The sequence below is a fragment of the Micromonospora sp. CPCC 205558 genome, from assembly GCF_036902955.1.
Classification (GTDB): Bacteria; Actinomycetota; Actinomycetes; order Mycobacteriales; family Micromonosporaceae; genus Micromonospora.
In genome coordinates, this window is sequence record NZ_JBAKHR010000040.1 from 1 (window position 1) to 19,342 (window position 19,342).

The following is a 19,342-nucleotide window of genomic DNA, read 5'->3' on the forward strand; positions in this document are numbered from 1 at the left end:
CAACACCGTCACCATCGCCGACTCCGCCGACCCCAACCAGGCCGCCTACCAGATCAGCGTCGAACACCTCGCCGACTGGATCGCCACCCGCGGCTACGCCACCAGCTGACCAGCACACCAGCACACCAGCACGAACCGAAGGGCCGGACCCCACCACCGGGGCCCGGCCCTTCGGCATGCGCTCAGTCGGTGGCGAGGACGGCGAGGATCTGCTCGCCGTACTTGGCGAGTTTGTTCTCGCCGACCCCGCCGACCCGGGACAGGTCGGCCAGTGTGCTGGGCGCGTCGCTGGCGATCTGTCGCAGGGTGGCGTCGTGGAAGATCACGTACGCCGGGACGCCCTGTTCCTTGGCGGTGGTCGCGCGCCAGCCGCGCAGCCGCTCGAACAGTGACGCGGCGGCCGGGGTCAGCTCGGCCACGACGGTGGACGAGCCGCGCGGCTTCGATGAGCGGCTCGATGCCGGCTTCTCCGGCTCGCGGCGCATGGTGACGGTACGGCGGCGACCGAGGACGTCGGCGCTCGCCTCGGTCAGCGCCAGCGTGCCGTAGTCGCCCTCCACGGCGAGGAGCCCTTCGGCGAGCAGTTGCCGGACCACGCCCCGCCACTCGGCCTCACTGAGCTCGGCGCCGATGCCGAAGACGGTCAGCGAGTCGTGGCCGTACTGGCTGATCTTGTCGGTCTGTTTGCCGAGCAGGATGTCGATGCAGTGCCCGGCGCCGAAGCGCTGGTTGCGTTCGCGGTCGAGGCGGAAGACTGCGGAGAGCAGCTTCTGGGCGGCGACGGTGCCGTCCCAGGACTCCGGTGGGGTGAGGCAGGTGTCGCAGTTGCCGCAGGCGGTTGTGGTCGTCTCGCCGAAGTATTCGAGCAGTTGGACGCGGCGGCAGCGGACTGTCTCGCAGAGGGCGAGCATCGCGTCCAGGTGCGCGGCCAGGTTGCGGCGGTGGGCGAGGTCACCGTCGGACGTCTCGATCATCTTGCGTTGCTGGACCACGTCCTGCAGCCCGTACGCCAGCCAGGCGGTGGATGGTAGGCCGTCTCGGCCGGCGCGGCCGGTCTCCTGGTAGTAGCCCTCGACGGACTTCGGTAGGTCGAGGTGGGCGACGAACCGGACGTCGGGTTTGTCGATGCCCATGCCGAAGGCGATGGTGGCCACCATGACCAGGCCGTCCTCGCGCAGGAAGCGTTGCTGGTTGGCGGCGCGGGTGCCCGCGTCCAGCCCTGCGTGGTAGGGCAGGGCGGCGACTCCGTTGGCGGTGAGGAACTCGGCGGTCTTGTCGACGGAGGCCCGGGACAGGCAGTAGACGATGCCGGCGTCGCCGGGGTGCTCGTCGCGCAGCAGGGTCAGCAGTTGCTTGCGGGGCTCGCGTTTGGGCACGATCCGGTACTGGATGTTGGGCCGGTCGAAGCTGGCCACGAAGTGCCGGGCGTCGTCGAGCTTGAGCCGGGTCGCGATCTCGGTGCGGGTGGCGCTGGTCGCGGTGGCGGTCAGGGCGATGCGGGGCACCTGCGGCCAGCGTTCGTGCAGCATCGACAGCGCGAGATAGTCGGGGCGGAAGTCGTGCCCCCACTGGGACACGCAGTGCGCCTCGTCGATCGCGAACAGGGAGATGCGCCCCCGGTCCAGCAGGGCGAGGGTGGACCGGACGCCGAGCGCCTCCGGGGCCAGGTAGAGCAGGTCCAGTTCGCCGGCGACGAAGGCGGCCTCCACCCGCCGCCGGGCGTCCAGGGTCTGGGTCGAGTTGAGGAACCCGGCCCGGACGCCGACGGCGGTGAGGGCGTCCACCTGGTCCTGCATGAGCGCGATCAACGGGGACACGACGACGGCGACCCCGTCGCGGACCAGGGCCGGGATCTGGTAGCACAGGGACTTGCCGCCACCGGTGGGCATCAACACCAGCGCGTCGCCGCCGGCGACGACATGGTCGATCACGTCCTGCTGGAAACCGCGGAAGGCGTCGTAGCCGAACACCCGGCGCAGCACCGGCAGCGCGTCCTCGGTCCGCAGCTCGGTGGGGGAAGCCATCCGGGGAGTCTACGAGCCGACCCCGACAGCGCCCGTGCGGCGCACCCGGTCCGGGTGCGCCGCACGGGCGACACGGTCGGCCGGACCCCCGCTGCGGGGTCCTCATCTCGGGGCTGATCCGCGTGAACATCAGGTCGTACGCCCCGACGGGAGGGCGACCGTCGAACGGCCCGTCGGTGCCGCCCGGCCACGGGTGCCCGGCCGCGAGCCGTTGGCGGGATAGAGTCGCTGATTGACCAATCGCGGCCGAGGGCGGCCGCGGCGCCACGGCTTGGGGGTACGGGTGAGCGAGGCGCGCACAGCCGGCGACCGGATCGACGGCCCGGAGGCCGACGACGAGCAGTTGGCGGCCGAGTCGGAAACCACTCTCGTGGTGGTCACCGGCCTCTCCGGGGGTGGCCGCAGCACTGTCGCCCGGGCGTTGGAGAACGTCGGCTACTACGTCGTGGACAATCTGCCGCAGGCCCTGATGCTGGACATGGCCGAGCTGGCGTTCAAGGCGGGTGGCGCGGCCCGGCGTACGGCCATGGTGCTGGACGTGCGGTCGCGGGCCTTCTCCACCGACCTGGTCGGGGCCATCCGGGAGCTCAAAGAGCGTGGGTTCTCGCCCCGGGTGGTCTTCGTCGACGCCGACGACGAGGTGCTGATCCGGCGGTTCGAGAGCGTTCGGCGTTCGCACCCGTTGCAGGGTGACGGGCGGCTGGCCGACGGCATCGCCGTGGAGCGCGGTCTGTTGGAGGAGGCCCGCGACCAGGCCGACGTGATCATCGACACCAGCCACCTGAACGTCAACCAGCTCCGGCGGCGCATCGAGGAGCTGTTCGGCGGGGAGGACGCCCGCCGGCTGCGGGTCACCGTGTTGTCGTTCGGCTTCAAGTACGGCCTGCCACCGGACGCCGATTTCGTGCTGGACGCCCGCTTCCTGCCCAATCCCTACTGGGTGCCGGAGCTGCGCGAGCACACCGGGCGGGAGGAGGCGGTCAGCGCGTACGTGCTGGGCCAGGAGGGCGCGGACGCCTTCGTCGCCTCGTACGCCGACCTGGTCAACGCCACCACGACCGGTTTCGAGCGGGAGGGCAAGCGGTACCTCACCGTCGCCGTGGGCTGCACCGGCGGCAAGCACCGCAGCGTGGCCATCGCCGAGGAGTTGGCCGGCCGACTGCGTCACTCCGGGCTGGCGGCGAACGCCCAGCATCGTGACCTGGGGCGGGAATGACGGCCCGGCGGGTGGTGGCGTTCGGCGGCGGCCACGGGCTGTCCGCCTCGTTGCGCGCGCTGCGCCACTGCGCTCCCGAACTCGACCTCGACATCACCGCGGTGGTCACGGTTGGTGACGACGGCGGCTCCAGCGGCCGGCTGCGGGCCGAGCGAGGCGGCCTGCCACCGGGGGATCTGCGCCAGGCGCTGGTGGCGTTGGCCGGGGACCACCCGGCCACCCGGCGCAGCGCCGGGCTGTTCCAGCACCGCTTCGCCGCCGTGCCGGAGGGCGTACGCCGGTCCGACGCGACCGACCCGGGCCCGGCGGTGGGCGACGACCCGGGTCGGGACGGCGCGGCCCCGCGCAGCGCCGACGGGGGGTTGGCGGGGATCGACGGTCTGACCGGGCACGCGGTGGGCAACCTGGTGCTCTGCGGCCTGATGGAGCTGCTCGGCGACCCGGTGGCCGCGCTGGAGCACGCCGGCGCGATGCTCGGCGCGGTGGGTCGGGTGTTGCCGATGTCCCGCCAACCGGTCGGGATCGAGGCGCGGGTACGCGGCGCCGACCCGGCCGCGCCCGACGAGGTGCGCACGGTCAGCGGCCAGCACCAGGTGGCCGTCACCACCGGCCGGGTCGAGTCGCTGCGCCTCACTCCGAGCGCCCCGCCGGCCTGCGCCGAGGCCATCGAGGCGATCCGGGCGGCGGACTGGCTGATCTTCGGGCCGGGCAGCTGGTACACCAGTGTGCTTCCGCACCTGCTGGTGCCGCAGTTGGCCGACGCCATCGTGTCCACCTCGGCCCGGCGGCTGGTCACGCTGAACCTCGCCGCGGAGAAGGAAACCCTCGGGCTTTCCGTCGCCGACCATCTCGCGGCGCTGCACTGGTACCTGCCCGAACTCAAGGTGGATCTTGTGCTCGCCGATGCCAAGGCGGTGGGTGACCCCGAACCGGTCGAACGTGCGGCAGAATCGCTGGGTGCCCGCCTGGTCCTCGCCCCCGTCGCCGTTGTCGACGGGACTCCCCGCCATGATCCGGCTGCCCTGGGCGCCGCGCTGGTGCCTGTCCTGGGCGCCGATCGTTAGACACGTACGTAATCTCCGGCGACACGCCGGAACAGGTCCGTGAGGGGACGCACAATGGCGATGACGGCCGCGGTCAAGGACGAGCTGAGTCGGGTCGACGTGCCCAAGCCCTGCTGCCGGCGGGCGGAGATGGCCGCGCTGCTGCGCTTCGCCGGCGGGTTGCACATCGTCTCCGGCCGCGTGGTGGTGGAGGCTGAACTGGACACCGGGGCGGTTGCCCGGCGGTTGCGCCGGGAGATCGCCGAGGTCTACGGCTATCCCAGCGAGATCCACGTGCTGGCCTCCGGTGGGCTGCGCAAGGGCAGCCACTTCATCGTGCGGGTGGTCAAGGACGGCGAGGCACTCGCGCGCCAGACCGGCCTGCTCGACGTGCGGGGTCGCCCGGTGCGCGGGCTGCCCCCGCACGTGGTGGCGGCGAACGTCTGCTGTGCGGTCTCCGCGTGGCGGGGCGCGTTCATGGCCCACGGCTCGCTCACCGAGCCTGGCCGATCCAGCGCGCTGGAGATCACCTGCCCGGGGCCGGAGTCGGCGCTGGCGCTGGTCGGTGCGGCCCGCCGCATCGGCATCACCGCGAAGAACCGCGAGGTACGCGGGGTGGACCGGGTGGTCGTCAAGGACGGTGACGCGATCGCCGCGCTGCTCACCCGGATCGGCGCGCACTCCAGCGTGCTGGCCTGGGAGGAGCGCCGGGTACGCCGCGAGGTGCGCGCCACCGCCAACCGGCTCGCCAACTTCGACGACGCCAACCTGCGCCGTTCGGCGCGGGCGGCGGTCGCCGCCGCCGCCCGGGTCACCCGTGCGCTGGAGATCCTCGCCGACGAGGCGCCCAACCACCTGACCGACGCCGGGCGGTTGCGCCTGGAGCACCGGCAGGCGTCGCTGGAGGAGTTGGGCGCGCTGGCCGACCCCCCGCTGACCAAGGACGCCATCGCGGGGCGGATCCGCCGGCTCCTGGCGCTGGCCGACAAGCGGGCGCGCGACCTTGGCATCCCGGATACGGAAGCAGCCGTCACGCCCGACATGCTCGTGGTCTGATAGGACGGTGGGGCCGCACGGTGCGCCCGGGAGCACGACCCGGCGCAGCGTGGTCTCGCACGCTCGGATAAGGTCGCTGAGTACGGCAAGGGGGCCGACACCGGCACTTCTCGTCGTGCCCACCGCCTCGGGCGGTCAGGTCCTCAGACCGCGCGGCGGGGTGGCCGAGATGAACCGTCGACGGCCGGCTCCAAACGGTCGGCGCACACCATTCCCGCCGGCGCGTTGTCTGCAGCCGGCGGACCAGAACGCGAGGAGATGGGACCTGTGACCATCCGGGTTGGCATCAACGGCTTTGGCCGAATCGGCCGTAACTTCTTCCGGGCAGTGCTGGCGTCTGACGCCGACATCGAGGTCGTGGCGGTGAACGACCTGACCGACAACGGCACGCTCGCCCACCTGCTCAAGTACGACAGCATCCTCGGTCGTCTGCCGTACGAGGTCAAGGCCACCGCCGACGAGATCACCGTCGGTGGCAAGACCATCAAGGCGTACGCCGAAAAGGACCCGTCGAAGCTGCCGTGGGGCGAGGTCGGCGCCGACGTCGTCATCGAGTCGACCGGCTTCTTCACCGACGCCACCAAGGCCAAGGCGCACGTCGACGGCGGGGCCAAGAAGGTCATCATCTCCGCCCCGGCGAAGAACGAGGACGTCACCGTCGTCATGGGTGTCAACCACGACACCTACGACCCGGCGAAGCACACCATCATCTCCAACGCCTCGTGCACCACCAACTGCCTCGCCCCGATGGCGAAGGTCCTGCACGACACGTTCGGCATCCAGCACGGTCTGATGACGACGATCCACGCGTACACCCAGGACCAGAACCTGCAGGACGCGCCGCACTCGGACCTGCGTCGGGCTCGGGCCGCCGCGCTGAACATCGTGCCGACCTCGACCGGCGCCGCCAAGGCGATCGGCCTGGTCCTGCCGGACCTCAAGGGCAAGCTCGACGGGTACGCGCTGCGGGTGCCGATCCCGACCGGCTCGGTCACCGACCTCACCGTCAACGTGGGTCGCGAGACCACCGTGGACGAGGTCAACGCCGCGCTGAAGGCCGCCGCGGACGGCCCGCTCAAGGGCATCCTGGTCTACAACGAGGACCCGATCGTCTCCACCGACATCGTGACCGACCCGGCGTCGTGCATCTTCGACGCGCCGCTGACCAAGGTCGTCGGCAACCAGGTCAAGGTCGTCGGCTGGTACGACAACGAGTGGGGCTACTCCAACCGGCTCGTCGACCTCGTCAAGCTGGTCGGTTCGTCGCTGTGAGCATCCGGACCCTCGACGACCTGCTCGCCGAGGGGGTGTCGGGTCGGCGCGTGCTGGTGCGCGCCGACCTGAACGTCCCGCTCGACAAGCAGACCGGTGCCATCACGGACGACGGTCGGATCCGCGCGGTGCTGCCGACCCTCGGCGCGCTGGTGGAGGCCGGCGCGAAGGTGGTCGTCTGCTCGCACCTGGGCCGCCCGAAGGGCACGCCGGACCCGCAGTTCAGCCTGAGCCCGGTCGCCGGGCGGCTCGGTGAGCTGCTCGGCGCTCCGGTGCACTTCGCCACCGACACCGTCGGTGAGTCGGCCCGTTCCACAGTCGCCGACCTGGCCGACGGCCAGGTCGCCCTGCTGGAGAACCTGCGCTTCAACGCCGGTGAGACCAGCAAGGACGAGGCCGAGCGGGGCGCTTTCGCCGACCAGCTCGCCGCGTTCGGCGATGCCTATGTGGATGACGCGTTCGGTGCTGTGCACCGCAAGCACGCCAGCGTCTTCGATGTGCCGGCCCGGTTGCCGCACGTCGCGGGCCGGCTGGTGCTGCGTGAGGTCGAGGTGCTCTCCAAGCTGACCGGTGATCCCGGGCGCCCGTACGTGGTGGTGCTCGGTGGGTCGAAGGTGTCCGACAAGCTCGCCGTCATCGAGGCGCTGCTGCCCACGGTCGACCGGCTGCTCATCGGTGGCGGGATGTGCTTCACCTTCCTCAAGGCCCAGGGCCTGGAGGTGGGCACCTCGCTGCTGGAGAAGGACATGGTCGAAACCTGCCGCAACCTGCTGGAGCGGTCCGGCGGCAAGATCATGCTCCCGGTCGACGTGGTGGTCGCTGACGCGTTCGCTCCGGACGCGGCGCACGACACGGTTCGGGTCGACGGCATCCCGAGCCACCGGCTCGGCCTGGACGTCGGCCCGGAGACGGTGGCCGGCTTCAGCGCCGCGCTGTCCCAGGCGAAGACGATCTTCTGGAACGGCCCGATGGGCGTGTTCGAGATGGCGGCCTTCGCGGCGGGCACCCGGGGGGTCGCCGAGGCGATCACCAAGGCCGACGCGTTCAGCGTCGTCGGTGGCGGTGACTCCGCTGCGGCGGTCCGTGCCCTCGGATTGGACGAGTCGTCCTTCGGGCACATCTCCACCGGTGGTGGCGCCTCCCTGGAATACCTCGAGGGCAAGACCCTCCCCGGCATCGCGGCCCTGGAGAACTGAATGTCGAGCACCACCCGCCGGCCGTTGATGGCCGGCAACTGGAAGATGAACCTCAACCACCTCGAGGCCAACCTGCTGGTGCAGAAGTTGGCGGCGAGCCTCACCGAGAAGCAGCTCACCGACGTCGAGACGGTCGTGCTGCCGCCCTTCACCGACCTGCGGACCGTGCAGACCGCGGTGGACGGGGACAAACTGCTGATCGGCTACGGCGCGCAGGACCTCTCCCCGCACGCGTCCGGCGCGTACACCGGGGACATCTCCGGGCCGATGCTGGCCAAGCTCGGCTGCACGTACGTAGTGGTTGGGCACTCCGAGCGGCGGGCCTACCACCACGAGGACGACGCGCTGGTCAACGCCAAGGTCAAGGCGGCGCTGGCGCACGGCCTGACGCCGATCCTCTGCGTGGGGGAGGGGCTGGACGTCCGCGAGCAGGGCGGCCATGTGGCGCACTGCTCCGACCAGCTCGACGGGGGCCTCGCCGGTCTCACCCCCGAGCAGGTGCGGCAGGTCGTGGTCGCGTACGAGCCGGTCTGGGCGATCGGCACGGGCAAGACCGCGACCCCGGACGACGCACAGGAGGTCTGTGGGGCGGTGCGTCAGCGGCTGGCGGCACGTTTCGACCAGGAGACCGCCGACCAGGTTCGGGTCCTCTACGGCGGCTCGGTCAAGGCGTCCAACATCGCCTCGATCATGAGTCAGACGGACGTGGACGGGGGCCTGGTGGGGGGCGCCAGCCTGGACGCTGAGGAATTCGCTCAGATCTGCCGGTTCCCGGAGCACATCGCCCGCTGATCGCTCGGTATCCTTGACACCGCCCGTCCGCCGGTCGGTGCCGCCGTGCCCGATCAGACCGGGCGAGGATCGCTACGAGAGGAACTGACCCCAGCCATGCCGATCTGGTTCGCATACACGTTGATCGTGTTGCTGGTCATCACGAGCATTCTGCTCACCCTGCTGATCCTGCTGCACCGCGGCAAGGGTGGCGGTCTGTCGAGCATGTTCGGCGGTGGCGTCAGCTCCAGCCTCGCCGGCTCCTCGGTCGCGGAGAAGAACCTGGACCGCTACACCGTTCTGGTGAGCGTCGTCTGGTTCGCCGCGATCATCGGGCTGGGGCTCTGGCTGCGCCTTCAAATGAACAGCGGCGCCTGAGCAGGCCCAGTAAGTCGTACAATCTGCGCGCGGTCCGTCACTCGGCGGGCCGCGCGCAGGCTTTTCTCCGCTGCACCGCGTCGCCCGCCGCACCACCCCCGAAGACGGCGGGTCCCCTCCGACGACAGGAGCGAGCAGCCGTGCCGAATGGCAACGTTATCCGGGGTGCCCGGGTCGGGTCCGCACCCATGCGCCCGGACGAGCGGCACCAACCCGCCCCCCGACAGGACGTCACCTACTGGTGCCGTAACGACCACCGGGTCGACATCCGGATCGCCGCTGATGTCGAGCCGCCTGCCCTGTGGGACTGCCCCCGCTGCGGCCTGCCCGCCGGCCGGGACGCGCAGAACCCGCCGGGCCGGGTCCGCGCCGAACCGTACAAGAGCCACCTGGCGTACGTGAAGGAGCGGCGCACCGCCGAGGAGGGGGAGGCCCTGCTCGCCGAGGCGCTCGCCGCACTACGCCGTCGACGCGGCGAGTAGCGGGGTCTTCCTCGCGCTCAGCGCAGGCTGCGCAGTCGGGCGGGTACATCGGCTGCCGCGGCCCGGTCCAACAGCCAGCGGGTGCGGCCCACACCGTGCACACCGGCCGCCGGCAACTGCACCGGCCCGGCGCCGGCCAACGCCATACCCACCGCGCGAGCCTTGTCGGCGCCGGCGGCCACCAACCAGACCTCCTCGGCGGTGTTGATCGCCGGCAGGGTGAGGGTGGTCCGCGTCGGCGGCGGCTTGGGGCTGCCCCGCACCGCGCTGACCGGCCGGGTCTCGTAGCCCACCGGGTGCTCGGGGAAGACCGAAGCCACGTGGCCGTCCTCGCCGACGCCCAGCATCAGCACGTCGAAGTGCGGCAGTGTGGCGTGCCCGGGCCGGGCGGCGCGGGCCAGCTCCTCCGCGTACCCGGCGGCTGCCGCCTCGGGGTCGTTGCCGGCCGGGCCGTCCGAGACCGGCATCGCGTGCACCCGGGCCGGGTCCAGCGGCACCACGTCCAGCAGGGCGGCGCGCGCCTGCGTCTCGTTACGGTCCGGATCACCGGCGGGCAGGAACCGTTCGTCGCCCCACCACACGTCGACCCGGGACCAGTCCACCGCGTCGCGGGCGGGCAGCGCCGCCACCGCCCGGTACACGGCGGCGGCGACCCGACCTCCGGTGAGCACCACCGACGCTTCGCCCCGGTCGGCCTGGGCGTCGAGCAGCTTCACCAGCAACCGGGCCGCCACGGCCTGCGCCAGCAGGTCGGCGTCGGCGTGGACCGCGACACTCGCCTCACTCATGGTTGCGCCTTCGTTTCCCGACCGCGCGGCGGTCGCTGTCGTGCCCGGGGCGGTGTGCCCGAGGTGGTGGGGCAAAAACCCCGGAGATTGCGGGGCAGGGCCGGTGGGTACCGGCCCTGCCCGACGTCGTGCCCCGGCTGGGCTCAGCCCTCGCCGCTCGTGCCGGCGTGGGCGGTGACCCCGGCCTCGGCGCGCTGCGCGGTGGCCGGATCCTTCCAGACGTGGACCCGCTGCGGCGGGCGCTGCTCCAGCCCCCGCAGGCCGGCCGTCGCGCCCAGCGCCTCCGCGTACACCTGGTCGGCGTCCAGCCGGCGCAGCTCTTCGGCCAGCTCGTCGCCGAGCGGGCGGCGGACCAGCGGCAGGGCCCGGTCGTCCTGGCCCGTCCGCCGAAAAACGGCCATGCTGTCCTCGCGGGTCAGCGTCAGCTGGTCGCCGTTGGCGCAGCTGAGCTGCACCTCCCGCATCCGAGGGAACTCGTTGCTGTCCACCCGACGTGGGGTGATGCCGAGTCGGCTGGACAGCCAACCGGCCATCAACGCCGCCGTCGGGTCGGTGGGCGGCGCGACGATTGTCGCCTCGGTGACCTGGGCGCTGGTGGTGTCGAACGCCCCGGCGACCAGGGTGCGCCACGGGGTGATCCGGGTCCACGCCAGGTCGGTGTCGCCCGGGGCGTAGTCCCGGGCACGCTGCCGCAGCGCCTCCACCGGGTCGGCGGCCTGCGCGCAGTCGGTGATCCTCCGGTCGGCCACCACCCCGAGGAAGTCGGTGGCGATCTCCGCCGGCGGCTCGCCGTGCCACCAGGTGACCACCGGCACGTCGGGCACCAGCAGCGGCATCACGACCGACTCGGCGTGCAGGGACAGCCGACCGTACATCCGGGTGACCACCGCTTCGCACGGGCCGAGCCGGCCACCGACCACGATCTCCGCGTCCAGTCGGTTGCGGTCCCGCTCGATCTCCGAGCGCACCACCACCAGGAGCCGGCACGGGTGTGCGGCGGCGGCGATCGTCGCCGCGGCCTCCGCCTCCCGGACCCGCTTCTCGTCCACGACCACGATCAGGGTGAGCGCCATGCCGCTGGCCACCCCGCCGGCGCTGCGCCGCTCGGCGGCGAGCGCCTTGACCACCTCGTTGCCGGTGGTGTCCCACAGCCCGATCATGCTCGTCTCCAGGCGCGGCCCTCGCGGGCCAGCATCTCGTCGGAGGCCCGGGGGCCCCACTCGCCGGCCCGGTACGGCTCCGGGGTGGTGCCCTCCCAGGCGTGCTCCAGAGGGTCGATCACCTGCCAGCTCTGCTCGACCTCGGCCGCGTCCGGGAACAGGGTGCGGTCGCCGATCAGCACGTCCAGCACCAGACGCTCGTACGCCTCGGGGCTGGATTCGGTGAACGCCTCGCCGTACTGGAAGTCCATCGCGATGTCGCGGACCTCCATGGTCGTGCCCGGCACCTTGGAGCCGAACTTGAGCACCACACCCTCATCCGGCTGCACCCGGATGACCAGCTGGTTGTTGCCCAGCGACTCCATGTCGGCGTCGTTGAACGGCAGGTGCGGCGCCTTCTTGAACATGATGGCGACCTCGGTGACCCGCCGGGGCAGCCGCTTGCCGGCCCGGATGTAGAACGGCACCTCCGCCCAGCGGCGGTTCTGGATGCCCAGCCGCACCGCCACGTACGTCTCGGTGGTGGAGTCGGCGGGGACGTCCTGCTCATCCAGGTAACCGACCGCGCGTTCGCCGCCGACCCAGCCGGGCAGGTACTGGCCGCGGACGGTGTCGCGGGCGACGTCCTTGGGCAGGGTGATGGCCTTGAGCACCTTCAGCTTCTCGGCCCGGATCTCGTCGGCGTCGAAGCTGGTCGGCTCCTCCATCGCCACCAGGGCGAGGAGTTGCAGGAGGTGGTTCTGCAGCACGTCACGGGCGGTGCCGACGGTGTCGTAGAAGCCGGCGCGGGTGCCGATGCCGACGTCCTCCGCCATGGTGATCTGCACCGAGTCGACGTATTTGGAGTTCCACAGCGGCTCGAACAGGTTGTTGGCGAACCGCAGGGCGAGGATGTTCTGAACCGTCTCCTTGCCCAGGTAGTGGTCGATCCGGAAGACGTCCTGCCGGGTGAACACGTCGTCGACGAGGTCGTTGAGCGCCTTCGCCGACGGCAGGTCGTTGCCGAAGGGCTTCTCCACCACGACCCGGCGCCAACCGCCGGACTTGTCGTTGTCGGCCATTCCGGTACGGGCCAACTGCTTGAGCACGACGGGGAACGCGGCCGGCGGGATGGAGAAGTAGAACGCCGCGTTGCCGGTGATGCCGTGGGTCTGTCGCAGATCGTCGAGCGTCTCGGCGAGGGTGTCGAAGGCGGCATCGTCGTCGAACGACCCGCCGACGAACTTGATGTTGCCGGCCAGCCGCGCCCACACCTCGTCTCGCCACGGGGTGCGGGCGTGCTTGCGGGCCGCCTCGCAGGCCAACGTCTCGAAGTCGCCGTCACCCCAGTCGCGGCGCGCGAAACCGAGGACCACGAAGCCCGGCGGCAGCAGCCCTCGGTTGGCCAGGTCGTAGACCGCGGGGAGCAGCTTCTTACGGGCGAGGTCGCCGGTCACCCCGAAGATCACCAGAGCGCACGGCTCGGGGATCCGGGGCAACCGGCGGTCCTGCGGGTCGCGCAGCGGGTTCACCGAATCGCCCCCTTGCTCCGCTTCAGTCACGTCGTCCATCCTCACGCCCGTAGATCACCGGCCGCGTCCAGTAGCTGGGCGACACCGGCGGCCCGGTCGGTCAGGTGCAACCGCAGCACCGGCCGCTCCCGACCGGCGAGCGCCTGCCGGTCCCCGGCAGCCTGCGCCGCCTGCAGCTCACCGAAGGTGTACGGCTTGCCCGGCACCTCCAGGTCCTCGGCGACCGCGCCGGTCACCTGGAGGTAGCTACCCACCTGCGGACCGCCCTTGTGGTACTGGCCGGTGGAGTGCAGGAACCGCGGACCCCAGCCGAAGGTGACCGGCCGCCCGCCCGCCTGCGCCAGCAGTGGCCGCAGCCGGGCCGCGTCGGCGTCGGCGAACCGGTCGAGGTACGCCATCACCGCGAGGTAACCGTCGTCGCCCAGCCCGTCGAGGAGCCAGCGCAGCACGCCGGCCAGGTCCCCGGGGGCGCCCTGTGGGGCGTACACCTCGATCGCGCCCTCGGTGAACGACGGCGTCTCCGCCGGCAGGCCCGAGGCCAGGATCTTGTTGGTGTTCTCCTTGGACTCCGTGACGTTCGGCTGGTTGAACGGGTCGATCCCGAGCACCACGCCGGCCACCGCGGTGGCGTACTCCCAGGCCAGGAACTGCGCGCCGAGCGGGCCGTTGACGGCCACGTCCGGGTTGGCGCCGCCGCCCGGCATGTCACCGGGGGCCAGCGCGCCGCCGTAGCTGATGGTCAGCACGTCCGCGCCGGTGGCACCGGGGCTCTGCGGGGACTCCACGACCACCGGGAGGATGCCCACCCCGGCCTTGCCGGTCGACTCGGCGATCAGCTGCTCGGCCCAGTCGCCGAGCCCGTCGATGCCGGTGCCGTCAGAGACCAGGGCGACCTTGTCCCGGGCCAGCGTGGCCGCGGCGCCCAGGGCGGCGCCCAACGCCAACGCCGGGTTGTTCTGGTCCGCGCCGAGCGAAGTGGCCAGCGCGTCGGCCTGGTCGAGCAGTTCCGCGACCTCGACGCCGGCCAGCGCCGAGGGCACCAGACCGAACGCGGTCAGCGCCGAGTACCGGCCGCCGACGTTCGGGTCGGCGAGCACGGTGAACGCGCCCATCTCGGTCGCGGTGGCCTCCAGCGGCGAACCCGGGTCGGTGACGATGACGAAGTGCCGACCGGCCTCCGCCTCGGTCATCCCGGCATCCAGGAACGCCTGCCAGTAGGCGCGCCGGTGGCTGTCGGTCTCCACCGTCGACCCGGACTTGCTGGCCACCACCACGACGGTGCGCTCCAGCCGGTCACCGAGCGCGGCCCGGACCTGGCCCGGGTCGGTGGTGTCCAGCACGGTCAGCGGGCGACCCAGCGTCTGGGTGATCACCTCGGGCGCGAGCGACGAGCCGCCCATGCCGGCGAGCACCACATGATCCAGGTCGGCCAGCTCCGCTTTCAGCTCGGCCAACTGCGCGAGCAGCTCGCGGCTGCGCCGGTGGGTGTCCACCCAGCCCAACCGGACCTTCGCCTCGGCCTCGGCGTCCGGACCCCACAGGCTCGCGTCCTTGCCCGCCAGCTTGCCCGGGACGCCGGCCTTGACCAGCGCGTCCCGGGTCGAGGCGGGCGCGGCCTTGTCGACCGCGTCCGCGCCGTACACGGCGAGCCCGGCGGCTGCCTCCACCGGCCCTCCAACAAGATCGCTCATGCCGCCACTCCGCTTCGCTGCGTGCCGTCATGAGGTCTCATCGCACTGAGCTTGCTGATTCGCTCACTGCGCTCGCTCATGCGCCACCGGCCTTCTCGGCGGCCTTGGCGTTGCCCTTGGCCGCCTTGTTCGGAGCACCCTTGCCGGTGCCAGCCGCCGCCAGCGACTTGCTGACGCCGTCGAGCAGTTCCTGCCAGCTCGCCTCGAACTTCTCCACACCCTCGCGCTCAAGGGTGGCGATCACGTCGGCCATGTCCACCCCGACCGACTCCAGGTCCGCGAAGACCTTCCGGGCCGCGTCGTAGGCACCGGTGACGGTGTCGCCGCGCGTCTCGCCATGATCGGCGTACGCGTGGATGACCGCCTCCGGCATCGTGTTGACCGTGCCGGGCGCGATCAGCTCCTCGACGTAGATCACGTCCCGGTAGTCCGGGTTCTTCGTCGAGGTGGACGCCCACAGCGGCCGCTGCGGGTGCGCTCCGGCGGCGGCGAGCGCCTTCCAGCGGTCCGAGGAGAAGACCTCGGTGTAGCGCTCGTACGCCAGCTGCGCGTTGGCGACCGCGGCGCGCCCCTTCAGTCCCAGCGCGCGCTCTTTGCCCGCGCTGTCGGCGGCCTTGTCGGCCATCCGATCCAATCTCTTGTCGACCTCGGAGTCGACCCGGGAGACGAAGAACGACGCGACCGACCCGATCGTCGACAGGTCGTGGCCGTTGGCCTTGGCCTGCTCCAGACCGGCCAGGAAAGCCTCCATGACCGCCGAGTAGCGGTCCAGACCGAAGATCAGCGTCACGTTGACGCTGATCCCCTCGGCCAGGGTGTCGGTGATCGCCGACAGGCCCGCCTCGGTGGCCGGGATCTTGATGAAGAGGTTGGGCCGGTCGACCAGCCACCACAGCGCCTTGGCCTCGGCGACCGTCTTGTCCGCGTTGTGTGCGCTGCGCGGGTCCACCTCGATCGAGACCCGGCCGTCCACGCCGGCGCTGCCGTCGTACGACGGGCGCATCACGTCACAGGCCCACCGTACGTCGTACGTGGTGAGCATCCGCACGGCCTCTTCCACGTCCACGCCACGGGTGGCGAGGTCACGCAGCTGCCAGTTGTACTCGTCGGCGTCACTCAGCGCCTTGGCGAAGATCGTCGGGTTGGTGGTGACACCGGCCACGTGCTTCTCGCGGCGCAGCTGGTCCAGCCCGCCGGAGCTCAACCGCACCCGGGAAAGATCATCGAGCCAGACCGCCACACCCGCGGCGGTGAGCTCATTCAGCTTGTCCGTCATGCCGTCCACGCTCCCTCAGTTGCCGGTCGTGAAACCGGTGATGTCGCCCACCCGGGCCAGCGAGGCGTGTGCTGCCGCCACGATCCGGTCGGGGGTGAACCCGAACTGCTCGAAGAGCACGGTGTGCGGGGCGCTCGCTCCGTAGTGCTCCAGGCTGACGCTCTCGCCGAGGTCACCGACGATGGCGCGCCAGGACATCGCGATGCCCGCCTCCACGCTCACCCGTGCCTTTACCCCGCGCGGGAGCACCGACTCCCGGTACGCCTCGTCCTGCTCGTAGAACCACTCCTGGCAGGGCATCGAGACGACCCGGGTCGGGGTGCCGTCGGCCTCCAGCCGCTCCCGCGCGGTCAGGCAGAGCTGCACCTCGGAACCGGTGCCGACGATGATCACCTGAGGCTTGCCGTTGGACGCCTCGGCCAGCACGTAGCCGCCCTTGGCCACGCCGTCCGCGCTGCCCAGGACCTCGCGGTCCATGGTCGGCAGCGGCTGACGGCTCAGCGCCAGGGCGGTGGGCCGGTCGGTGTGCTCCAGCGCCTGCCGCCAGGCCCAGGCGGTCTCGTTGGCGTCCGCCGGACGGACCACGTCCAGGCCCGGGATGGCGCGCAGCGCGGTCAGGTGCTCCACCGGCTGGTGGGTCGGGCCGTCCTCGCCGAGGCCGATCGAGTCGTGCGTCCAGACGTAGGTCACCGGCAGCTTCATCAGCGCGGCCAGCCGCACCGACGGACGCATGTAGTCGCTGAAGACCAGGAACGTGCCGCCGTACGGGCGGGTGCCGCCGTGCAGGGCGATGCCGTTGAGGATCGCGCCCATGGCGTGCTCACGAATGCCGAAGTGCAGCGTGCGGCCGTACTCGTGGCCGGGGAAGTCCTTGGTGGCGTGCGTGGCCGGAATGAACGACGGCTCGCCCTTCATGGTGGTGTTGTTGCTCTCGGCCAGGTCGGCCGAGCCGCCCCACAGCTCCGGGAGCACCGGCGCGAGCGCCTCCAGCACCTTGCCGGAGGCGGCCCGGGTGGCCACCCCCTTGGCGTCCGCGGGGAAGACCGGCAACGCGTCGGTCCAGCCGTCGGGGAGTACGCGGCCAGCCAGCCGCTCGTAGAGCGCGGTGCGCTCCGGGTTGGCCTTCTTCCAGGCGTCGAACGAGGTGGTCCACGCCTGCTGGGCGTCGGAGCCGCGGCTCATCACGGTGCGGGCGTGGCTGAGCACCTCCTCGTCGACCTGGAAGGTCTGCTCCGGGTCGAAGTCGAGGATCCGCTTGGTGGCCTTAACCTCGTCGGCGCCGAGCGCCGAGCCGTGGATCTTGCCGGTGTTCTGCTTGTTGGGCGCGGGCCAGCCGATGATGGTGCGCAGCGCGATGAAGGAGGGGCGGCCGGTCTCCGCCTTGGCGGCCAGCAGCGCCGCGTAGAGCGCCTCGGCGTCCTCGTGGTAGTCGCCCTGGTCGGCGTCCCCGGTGCGCCAGTCGACGGTCTGCACGTGCCAGCCGTACGCCTCGTAGCGGGCGGCCACGTCCTCGCTCTTGGCGATCCGGGTGTCGTCCTCGATGGAGATCTCGTTGTCGTCGTAGATCACCGTGAGGTTGCCCAGCTGCTGGTGCCCGGCGAGGGCGCTGGCCTCGTGGCTGATGCCCTCCTCGATGTCGCCGTCGGAGACGATGCACCAGATGTCGTGATCGAAGACGGACGCGCCGAGCTCGGCCTCGGGGTCGAACAGGCCGCGCTCACGGCGGGCCGCCATGGCCATGCCGACCGCGTTGCCCAGACCCTGCCCGAGCGGGCCGGTGGTGGTCTCCACGCCCGGGGTGTGCCCGTGCTCGGGGTGCCCCGGCGTCTGCGAGCCCCACTGCCGCAGCGACTTCAGGTCGTCCAGGCTCAGCGGGTAACCGGAGAGGAACAGCTGGATGTAGAGCGTCAGGCTGGAGTGCCCGGCGGAGAGAACGAACCGGTCGCGACCGGGCCAGTTCGGGTCGGCCGGGTTGTGCCGCATGACGCGGTTGAACAGGAGGTACGCCGCGGGCGCGAGGCTCATCGCGGTGCCCGGGTGGCCGTTGCCGGATTTCTCTACGGCGTCCATGGCCAGCACGCGGACGGTGTCGACGGCCCGGCGATCGAGGTCGGACCAGTTCAGTGCGGAGTGCTCGGGTCGTTTAACAGCCACGATGGTTGTGCTCCTCGGCAGATGGGCGGAACCCTCACCGATGACCTTATCGAGCGTCCCTAAACGTGCGCCCAGGGATCTGCGCATGGTGTGCGCTACGTGACCATCCGGATGCTCGGTTCAACCCGGTGGTGTGACGGCCCGCACCGTTGTCGGGTCGGCCGGGCAGCCAAAACGACGACGCGTAGTGTGTGGGTCGGTATGCGGACCATGTGGTCCCGACCGATCCGATCTCCCCGTGCCCGATGCCGGAAGGTGGCAATCCGTGAGCATGATCACCGAGCGCCCCGCGAGCAACCCGGCCGGGCAACACCCGGCGCGGGCGGCCGAGGGCCCGGTGGCCCGGCGGGACGTACGCGGGGTCATCTCGGCGTACGTGGCGCTCACCAAGCCGCGGATCGTCGAGTTGCTGCTGGTCACCACCATCCCGGCGATGATGCTCGCCGAGGGTGGGCTGCCGTCGCTGTGGTTGATGGCCATCGTGCTGATCGGTGGCTCGCTCGCCGCCGGCGCGGCCAGCGTGCTCAACTGCTACATCGATCGCGACATCGACCAGCTGATGCGGCGGACCAAGCGTCGGCCGCTGCCGGCGCACACCGTGTCGCCGCGCAGCGCGTTGATCTTCGGTCTGGTGCTGGCGGCGGTGTCGGTCGCTCTGATGGCGGCGTTCACCAATCTGCTGGCCGCCGGGCTGACCCTCGCCGCGATCGCCTACTACGACCTCGTCTACACCCTGTGGCTCAAGCGCTCCACCCCGACGAACACCTTCTGGGGCGGCGCCTGCGGGGCGGCCCCGGTGCTGATCGGGTGGGCGGCGGTGACGGGCTCGTTGGCACCGGCCGCGTGGGGGCTCTTCGCGGTGGTCTTCTTCTGGCAGATGCCGCACTTCTACCCGCTCGCCATGAAGTACAAGGACGACTACGCCCGGGCCGGCATTCCGATGCTGCCGGTGGTGGCCTCGATCCGCCGGGTGAACGCCGAGATCCTGATCTTCGCGTGGCTCACCGTGCTCACCTCCCTGGCCGTCTGGCCACTGGGGCTCAGCGCGATCTACGGAGTGCCGACCCTGGTGGTGGGTGCCATCTTCGTGGTCGAGGCGCACCGGCTCTGCCGGCGGGCGACCCGCGGCGAGGCGGTCAAGCCGATGCGGCTGTTCCACTGGTCGACGACGTACCTGACGATCGTCTTCGTGGCCGTCGCGCTCGACGCGCTGATCTGACCCGTCCGGCTCTGCCCGGTCCCGCCCGGCTCTGCCTGGTCTCGCCCGGCTCTGCCCGGCCCCGCCGGGACCGCCCGGCTCTGCCCGGCCCCGCCGGGACCGCCC

Annotated in this window: 16 protein-coding genes and 1 pseudogene; 10 read left to right on the forward strand and 7 right to left on the reverse strand. The window is 71.4% G+C overall.

Going from position 1 to position 19,342, the window contains the following annotated elements; genetic code table 11:
• Positions 1–109 (forward strand): annotated as a pseudogene (locus tag V6U86_RS29980) (C39 family peptidase); the annotation flags it as partial.
• Between the two features lie 73 nt (positions 110–182).
• Here V6U86_RS29980 and recQ read toward each other — a convergent pair.
• Positions 183–2,024, reverse strand: a complete 1,842-nt coding sequence (gene recQ, locus V6U86_RS29985; RefSeq protein ID WP_334509204.1) for a DNA helicase RecQ — start codon at positions 2,022–2,024, stop codon at positions 183–185.
• Between the two features lie 313 nt (positions 2,025–2,337).
• Between recQ and rapZ the strand changes: the two genes are divergently transcribed.
• The 8 genes from rapZ to V6U86_RS30025 all read left to right on the forward strand — a co-directional run bounded on the left by rapZ (position 2,338) and on the right by V6U86_RS30025 (position 9,438).
• Positions 2,338–3,240: an RNase adapter RapZ gene (gene rapZ, locus V6U86_RS29990; protein ID WP_334509315.1), complete on the forward strand. Its 903-nt coding sequence runs from the start codon at positions 2,338–2,340 to the stop codon at positions 3,238–3,240.
• On the forward strand, positions 3,237–4,304 hold the full coding sequence (locus tag V6U86_RS29995; protein ID WP_334509206.1) for a gluconeogenesis factor YvcK family protein: 1,068 nt from the start codon (positions 3,237–3,239) through the stop codon (positions 4,302–4,304). The genes rapZ and V6U86_RS29995 overlap by 4 nt, the downstream gene beginning before the upstream one ends.
• Before the next feature lie 54 nt (positions 4,305–4,358).
• Complete coding sequence (gene whiA / locus V6U86_RS30000) at positions 4,359–5,339, forward strand: DNA-binding protein WhiA (protein WP_030337350.1); 981 nt, start codon at positions 4,359–4,361, stop codon at positions 5,337–5,339.
• A 267-nt stretch (positions 5,340–5,606) separates the two neighbouring features.
• Complete coding sequence (gene gap / locus V6U86_RS30005) at positions 5,607–6,611, forward strand: type I glyceraldehyde-3-phosphate dehydrogenase (RefSeq protein ID WP_088988543.1); 1,005 nt, start codon at positions 5,607–5,609, stop codon at positions 6,609–6,611.
• On the forward strand, positions 6,608–7,807 hold the full coding sequence (locus V6U86_RS30010) for a phosphoglycerate kinase (RefSeq protein ID WP_334509213.1): 1,200 nt from the start codon (positions 6,608–6,610) through the stop codon (positions 7,805–7,807). The genes gap and V6U86_RS30010 overlap by 4 nt, the downstream gene beginning before the upstream one ends.
• Positions 7,808–8,599, forward strand: a complete 792-nt coding sequence (gene tpiA, locus V6U86_RS30015; protein WP_334509215.1) for a triose-phosphate isomerase — start codon at positions 7,808–7,810, stop codon at positions 8,597–8,599. It begins immediately after the preceding gene.
• A gap of 96 nt (positions 8,600–8,695) precedes the next feature.
• The gene (gene secG / locus V6U86_RS30020; RefSeq protein ID WP_121653040.1) at positions 8,696–8,956 is read left to right on the forward strand and encodes a preprotein translocase subunit SecG; all 261 of its coding nucleotides are present in this window, start codon (positions 8,696–8,698) and stop codon (positions 8,954–8,956) included.
• 140 nt (positions 8,957–9,096) lie between these two features.
• A complete protein-coding gene (locus V6U86_RS30025) occupies positions 9,097–9,438 on the forward strand; it encodes an RNA polymerase-binding protein RbpA (protein WP_124771039.1) in 342 nt (113 codons plus the stop codon).
• Positions 9,439–9,455: 17 nt separating this feature from the next.
• Here V6U86_RS30025 and pgl read toward each other — a convergent pair whose 3' ends face one another.
• From pgl to tkt, 6 genes are all read right to left on the reverse strand, one after another.
• Positions 9,456–10,226, reverse strand: a complete 771-nt coding sequence (gene pgl, locus V6U86_RS30030; protein ID WP_334509221.1) for a 6-phosphogluconolactonase — start codon at positions 10,224–10,226, stop codon at positions 9,456–9,458.
• A 143-nt stretch (positions 10,227–10,369) separates the two neighbouring features.
• Complete coding sequence (locus tag V6U86_RS30035) at positions 10,370–11,386, reverse strand: glucose-6-phosphate dehydrogenase assembly protein OpcA (RefSeq protein WP_124771041.1); 1,017 nt, start codon at positions 11,384–11,386, stop codon at positions 10,370–10,372.
• The gene (gene zwf, locus V6U86_RS30040) at positions 11,383–12,936 is read right to left on the reverse strand and encodes a glucose-6-phosphate dehydrogenase (protein WP_334509224.1); all 1,554 of its coding nucleotides are present in this window, start codon (positions 12,934–12,936) and stop codon (positions 11,383–11,385) included. The genes V6U86_RS30035 and zwf overlap by 4 nt, the downstream gene beginning before the upstream one ends.
• 2 nt (positions 12,937–12,938) lie before the next feature.
• Positions 12,939–14,588, reverse strand: a complete 1,650-nt coding sequence (locus V6U86_RS30045) for a glucose-6-phosphate isomerase (RefSeq protein WP_334509227.1) — start codon at positions 14,586–14,588, stop codon at positions 12,939–12,941.
• Positions 14,589–14,664: 76 nt separating this feature from the next.
• Positions 14,665–15,864, reverse strand: a complete 1,200-nt coding sequence (tal, locus tag V6U86_RS30050; RefSeq protein WP_334509230.1) for a transaldolase — start codon at positions 15,862–15,864, stop codon at positions 14,665–14,667.
• Between the two features lie 15 nt (positions 15,865–15,879).
• Positions 15,880–18,018, reverse strand: a complete 2,139-nt coding sequence (tkt, locus tag V6U86_RS30055) for a transketolase (protein ID WP_334509232.1) — start codon at positions 18,016–18,018, stop codon at positions 15,880–15,882.
• A gap of 265 nt (positions 18,019–18,283) precedes the next feature.
• Between tkt and V6U86_RS30060 the strand changes: the two genes are divergently transcribed.
• On the forward strand, positions 18,284–19,237 hold the full coding sequence (locus V6U86_RS30060) for a heme o synthase (protein ID WP_334509234.1): 954 nt from the start codon (positions 18,284–18,286) through the stop codon (positions 19,235–19,237).
• Positions 19,238–19,342: the final 105 nt, after the last annotated feature.